This window comes from Streptomyces sp. NPDC045899, assembly GCF_056431485.1.
Map to the genome: position 1 here is coordinate 317,603 of NZ_JBWKKP010000009.1, position 6,534 is coordinate 324,136.

Below are 6,534 nucleotides of genomic sequence, written 5' to 3' on the forward strand. Positions count from 1 at the left end.
CCATCACTACCCGAGTGCGGGCCCTAGCGCTCGCCCCGCGCCCCCAGATCCGTGATGCCGACCCCGGCCCACGCCTCCAGCACCGCCGTGTGCTCATCGCCCTCGCCGTAGCGGGACTGCGCGGCGGCCACCGTGAGCTGGGCGAAGTCGGTGAACTGGGCGTCGGAGGCGAGATCGCCGCCGGTGAGCACGTCGTACCAGATCTGCCCGGCACGCTCCCAGGCGTTGCCGCCGAGGGCCGTGGCGGCGAGGTAGAAGGCGTGGTTGGGGATGCCGGAGTTGATGTGCACCCCGCCGTTGTCCCGTGAGGTGTGCACGAAGTCGTCCATCGTGCCGGGCTGCGGGTCCTTGCCGAGGACGTCGTCGTCGTACGCGGTGCCCGGGGCCTTCATCGAGCGCAGCGCCACCCCGGTGACCCGCTCCGCGAGCAGCCCCTTGCCGATCAGCCAGTCGGCCTCCCCGGCGGTCTGGCCGAGTACGTGCTGCTTGACCAGCGAGCCGAAGACATCGGACATGGACTCGTTGAGCGCGCCGGACTGGCCGAAGTACTCCAGGTTGGCGGTGTACTGGGTGACGCCGTGGGTGAGTTCGTGGGCCATCACGTCGACCGGGATGGTGAAGTCGAGGAAGATCTCGCCGTCCCCGTCGCCGAAGACCATCTGCTCGCCGTCCCAGAAGGCGTTGTTGTAGTCCTCGCTGTAGTGGACGCTGGCGTTCAGCGGGAGGCCCGAGTCATCGATGGAGCGCCTGCCGTACGCGTTGAGGAACAGCTCGAAGGTGGCGCCCAGGCCGTTGTACGCGCGGTTGACCGACTCGTCACCGCTGGCCGTCCCGCCCTCCTCGCGCACCTTCTTCCCCGGCAGCCGCGTCTCGTGCTCGGCGTCGTAGATGGTGCGCCGCGGCTTGCTGGACGGGGCCCCCTCCAGGGTGGCGGTGACACCGCGGACGGTGGTGATCCGGCGCCGGGTGCGCTCCAGGGCGTCCCGCTCCAGGGTGCGCCGGGCGGGTCCGGCCACCAGGGGATCGTCGTGGTGGGAGAGCTTGTCGAGGACGTGCGGGGGCACGATCGTGCAGAAGACCCTGCGGGAGTTCGTGTAGGCGTCCATGCCTGGCAATGTGGCACTGTGCTGTGGGGTTGTCACTCCTTGCGGTCATGATTGATGAAATCGAGTGGTAGATCCGTAATTCCCGGCGGACCGCGGCGGTGGATGCCCCGTCCCGCATAGTGATACGGCCCCGCCCGTCCGCCGGGTCTCGGTTAGGCTGCTTCCCATCATGCGTTTCGGGCTGCTTCTTCTTAGCTGCCGCGGCGAGGGCCTGTAGTCGTAGGCCGACCCCCTCCCCGCGGAGTTCGGTGTTGCGGTGATTACGCCCCGTCGGCCGCCCAGTGGACCTTCGTCCAGCGGACTCACGAGGAGCCCTACGCGTCATGACTCACTCCGATACGCCCGGCCATTCCGTCGGTCGCCCCACGCCGATCACCGCCGCGACCGTCACCCAGCGCCCCTCCGGGATGCCGATCCACCGCTACGGCCGCTACGAGGCCGTGGACATCCCCGACCGCACCTGGCCGGACAACCGCATCACCGTCGCCCCGCGCTGGCTGTCCACCGATCTGCGGGACGGCAACCAGGCGCTGATCGACCCGATGTCCCCGGCCCGCAAGCGCGAGATGTTCGACCTGCTGGTACGCATGGGCTACAAGGAGATCGAGGTCGGCTTCCCCTCCTCCGGCCAGACCGACTTCGACTTCGTGCGGTCGATCATCGAAGAGGACGCGATCCCCGAGGACGTCACGATCTCCGTCCTGACCCAGGCGCGCGAGGAGCTGATCGAGCGCACCGTGGAGTCGCTGCGCGGCGCCCACCGGGCCACCGTGCACCTGTACAACGCGACCGCCCCGGTCTTCCGCCGGGTGGTCTTCCGCGGCAGCCGTGACCAGGTCAAGCAGATCGCGGTGGACGGCACCCGGCTGGTGGTGGAGTACGCCGAGAAGATCCTGGACGACCGGACGGCCTTCGGCTACCAGTACAGCCCGGAGATCTTCACCGACACCGAGCTGGACTTCGCCCTGGAGGTCTGCGAGGGCGTGATGGACGTCTGGCAGCCCGAGGACGGCCGCGAGATCATCCTGAACCTGCCCGCCACCGTCGAGCGCTCCACCCCCTCCACCCACGCCGACCGCTTCGAGTGGATGTCGCGCCACCTGTCGCGGCGCGAGCACGTCTGCCTGTCGGTGCACCCGCACAACGACCGCGGCACCGCCGTCGCCGCCGCCGAGCTGGCGATCATGGCGGGTGCCGACCGGATCGAGGGCTGTCTGTTCGGGCAGGGCGAGCGCACCGGCAACGTCGACCTGGTGACGCTGGGCATGAACCTGTTCTCCCAGGGCGTCGACCCGCAGATCGACTTCTCGCAGATCGACGAGATCCGTCGTACCACCGAGTACTGCAACCAGATGGAGATCCACCCGCGCCACCCCTACGCGGGCGATCTGGTCTACACCGCCTTCTCCGGCTCCCACCAGGACGCCATCAAGAAGGGGTTCGAGGCGATGGAGACGCGCGCCGCCGAAGAGGGCAAGAGCGTCGACGACGTCGAGTGGGCGGTCCCGTACCTGCCCATCGACCCCAAGGACGTCGGCCGCTCCTATGAGGCCGTCATCCGGGTGAACTCCCAGTCCGGCAAGGGCGGCATCGCCTATGTCCTGAAGAACGACCACAACCTGGATCTCCCGCGGCGGATGCAGATCGAGTTCTCCAGGACGATTCAGGCCAAGACCGATGCCGAGGGCGGCGAGGTCACTCCGGCCCAGATCTGGTCGGTCTTCCAGGACGAGTACCTGCCGACGGACGACAACCAGTGGGGCCGGATCTCGCTGCGCTCGGCGCAGACCTCCACCACCACCGAGGGCACCGACGCACTGACCGTGGAGGCCGTCGTGGACGGCACCGAGGTGGTGCTGAACGGCTCCGGCAACGGTCCGCTGGCCGCCTTCTTCGAGGCCCTGGCCGGGATCGACGTGGACGTCAGGCTGCTGGACTACTCCGAGCACACCCTGAGCGAGGGCGCGACCGCACAGGCCGCCGCCTACATCGAATGCGCGATCGACGGAAAGGTGCTGTGGGGGGTCGGGATCGACGCCAACATCGTGCGCGCCTCCCTCAAGGCGGTCGTCTCGGCGGTCAACCGGGCGGGCCGCTGACCTCCGGCGGAGGATCCGCCGCCAGGGCCGGCCGGCCCATCGGCAAGGGCCGGTTGACCCGTCACCCACATGGGCCCCGTCCACCGCGTGAGGTGGGCGGGGCCCCGGGTTTGGCCTGTTGTCTCCGTTCGGGGTACTGACGTCACATCATTGATGTGGCTAGCATCACGTCAACGCGGCAGAGTGGCCGAAGCGTTATGGAGGTGTGACGTGGTGCACGCGCGTGCCCGACGAGACCGGGACCTGTGTGTGGTAGGCGTACGCACTCTGTGGCGGACCGTCGGTGACGGTGAGTTCTTCTGCCCCGACTGCGGAGGCGACCGCAACTACCGCCGCCGCACCGGCCGCCGCCGCATCGTGGTGCTCGGTATGCCGCTGCTGCCCCGCGGTCCGGTCGCCCCTGTCGTCGAGTGCGCCGCCTGTTGCGGGCGGTTCGGCACCGAGACACTGGACCACCCCACCACCACCCGCTTCTCCGCGATGCTGCGCGACGCCGTGCACACGGTGGCCCTCGCGGTGCTCGCCGCGGGCGGCACCGACGCGGCAGCGGTCCGCCAGGTCGCGGTCGGCGCGGTCCGCGCGGCCGGGTTCGCCGACTGCAGCGAGGAGCAGCTCCTCGCGCTGATCGAGGCCCTCGCCGCCGACACCGGCCGGCTCCCCGGCGCCTGTGGCACCGGGGAGCGCGACGGCCTGGACCCGTGCGGCACGGCGCTGGCCATCGAGCTCCACGAGGCCCTGGAGCCCCTGGCGCCCCATCTGGCCCCCACCGGCCGTGAGGCCATCCTGCTCCAGGGCGCCCGGATCGCCGTCGCCGACGGGCCCTACCGGCCGGCCGAGCGCGCTGTCCTGGAGACCGTGGGACGTGCGCTGATGATCGGTCCCGAGGACACCGCCCGGCTGCTGGCCGCCACCCGCGCGCCCTTCTGACCCCGGCCCCGACTCCGGCCGGGGCCCGGCCGCGTACTCCCGGGGGAGTAGTCACGGTCCCACCGCCACCGCCGCAGTAGCCGCGATCTCCCTCGTGCGCGCGAGGATCCGGGCCCGTTCCCGCGGAAGTCTGGGGGCATGGAGACCACATCGCCGCGGATACCGGCCGCGCCGGACGAACCACCCACACCCGCCTCCGGCAGACGCCGTGCCCTTCCCTGGGCCGTGATCGGCGCCTGGGTGCTGCTGCTCCTCGTCGCCGTGCCGTTCGCCGGGAAGCTGGAGGACGCCAAACGCGACACCGCCGTCGACTACCTCCCGGCCGGGGCCGACTCCACCCAGGTGGCCCGGCTCCAGGAGGAACTGCCCGGCGGGGACACCACCGACCTCGTCCTCGTCTACCGGCGCGACGGCGGGCTGACCCGCGCCGACCGCGCGGCGGCGGGCGCACAGGTGGCCGAGGTGGCGCGCGGCCACGAACTGGTCGGGAAGCGGACACCCCGCGGGATCCCGTCCGAGGACGGCACCACCGTGATGTACCCGATGGCGCTCACCGGGCTCGCGGACGAGAAGGTCCGGGCGGAGGCCGTCCAGGAGATCCGCGACGGACTCGAGGACCACCCCGGGGGGCTGAGCGTGCGGGTCGGCGGCCCCGGGGCGCTGGCGGCCGACTCCCAGGAGGTGTTCGCCTCCACCGACGGCACCCTGATGATCGCCACCGCCGCCGTGGTGGCGGTGCTGCTGATCCTCACCTACCGCAGCCCGTTCCTGTGGCTGATCCCGCTGGTGGTGGTCGGGTTCGCCGCGGTGGCCGCGATGGGCGTCGTCTACGGGCTCGTCGAGGGCTTCGACCTCGTCGTCACCAGTATGAGTTCCTCGGTGATGACCGTCCTGGTCTTCGGCGCGGGCACCGACTACGCGCTGCTGATCGTGTCCCGCTACCGCGAGGAGCTGCGCCGCCACCGGGCCCCCTACGACGCGATGCGCGAGGCGCTGCGCGGCTGCGGCCCGGCGGTGCTCGCCTCCAGCGGGACGGTCGCCGCCGGACTGCTGTGCCTGCTCGCCGCCGACCTCAACAGCAGCAGCGGTCTCGGACCGGTCGGCGCGGTCGGTGTGGTGTGTGCGCTGGCCGCGATGATGACGCTGCTGCCCGCGGTACTGGTGCTGCTGGGCCGCCGGGTGTTCTGGCCGCTGATCCCGGTCCACGGCGGTGAGCCGCGCACCGGGCGCGGGCTGTTCGGGGCGATGGGCGAATCGGCGCGGCGCAGGCCCGTGGTGGTGCTGCTCGGCGGCGCCGCGCTGCTGGGCGCGCTCGCCCTCGGTGTGTTCAATCTGCCCGGCAACCTCAAGCAGAACGACACCTTCACCGACAAGCCCGAGTCCGTGGTCGCGACCGAGACGCTCACCCGCGCCTATCCGGACGCCAGCAGTCAGCCCATCAGCGTGCTGGCGCGCACCGCGCGGGCGGACCAGGCGATGGCACGGGCCCGCGGCACCGAGGGCGTCGCGGACGTCACCCGGGGCCGCAGCGGCGGCGGCTGGACCGAGATCGACGTCTTCGCCGAGGGCGCCCCGCAGTCCGCGCGCGAGACGGCCACGCTCCAGGCGCTGCGCTCCGGGCTGGACCGCGTGGACGGCGCCGACGCGCTCGTCGGCGGGCCCAGTGCCCAGCAGCTCGACCTCGACGACACCAACGCCCATGACCGGATGCTGGTCATCCCGCTGGTGCTGATCGCCGTCCTGCTGATCCTGGCAGCCCTGCTGCGCAGCCTGATCGCGCCACTGGTGCTGGTGGTGGCCGTGGTGGCGGTGTGGGCCGCGGCCATGGGGCTCGGCGGAATGGTCTTCGAGCCCGTCTTCGGCTTCCCCGGGGTCGATCCGGGACTCGCGCTGCTGTCGTTCGTCTTCCTGGTCGCCCTCGGCGTCGACTACGGCATCTTCCTGATGCACCGGATGCGGGAGGAGGCGCTGCGCGGGGCCGGGGTCGCCGAGGCCGCCGTCACCGCGCTGCGGACCACCGGCGGGGTGATCGCCTCGGCGGGGCTGGTGCTGGCCGCGACCTTCGCGGTGCTGGCCACGCTGCCGCTGGTGATGCTGGTCGAGATGGGCTTCATCGTCGCGGTCGGCGTCCTGCTGGACACCTTCCTCGTCCGGACCTATCTGGTGACCTCGGCGAGTCTGCTGCTGAAGCGGTGGGTGTGGTGGCCGGGGGCGCTCTTCCGCCGGACACCGGCCACCACCGGACCGGCCGCCCCCGCCGTCCGCTCCACGGCGGCCGGAGCACCGGCGGAACCGGCCGTAAGGGGCTAGCGGAAGCCACCGGGTCCGGGGGGGGGGGGGGGGGGGGGGGGGAGGGGGGGGGGGGGGGGGGGGAGGGGGGGGGGGAGGGGGGTGGGGGGGAT

At 71.7% G+C, this 6,534-nt stretch carries 4 protein-coding genes; 3 read left to right on the top strand and 1 reads right to left on the bottom strand.

Going from position 1 to position 6,534, the window contains the following annotated elements:
* Positions 1 to 23: 23 nt before the first annotated feature.
* Positions 24 to 1,106: a M4 family metallopeptidase gene (locus AC07FT_RS16645; protein WP_479176796.1), complete on the bottom strand. Its 1,083-nt coding sequence runs from the start codon at positions 1,104 to 1,106 to the stop codon at positions 24 to 26.
* Positions 1,107 to 1,429: 323 nt separating this feature from the next.
* On the opposite strand from AC07FT_RS16645, the gene leuA reads away from it, so the two are divergent.
* The 3 genes from leuA (at position 1,430) to AC07FT_RS16660 (ending at position 6,442) form a co-directional block, all read left to right on the top strand.
* On the top strand, positions 1,430 to 3,205 hold the full coding sequence (leuA, locus tag AC07FT_RS16650) for a 2-isopropylmalate synthase (RefSeq protein WP_479176797.1): 1,776 nt from the start codon (positions 1,430 to 1,432) through the stop codon (positions 3,203 to 3,205).
* Positions 3,206 to 3,415: 210 nt separating this feature from the next.
* Positions 3,416 to 4,132, top strand: a complete 717-nt coding sequence (locus tag AC07FT_RS16655; RefSeq protein WP_254740342.1) for a TerB family tellurite resistance protein — start codon at positions 3,416 to 3,418, stop codon at positions 4,130 to 4,132.
* 138 nt (positions 4,133 to 4,270) lie between these two features.
* On the top strand, positions 4,271 to 6,442 hold the full coding sequence (locus AC07FT_RS16660) for an MMPL family transporter (RefSeq protein WP_479176798.1): 2,172 nt from the start codon (positions 4,271 to 4,273) through the stop codon (positions 6,440 to 6,442).
* Positions 6,443 to 6,534: the final 92 nt, after the last annotated feature.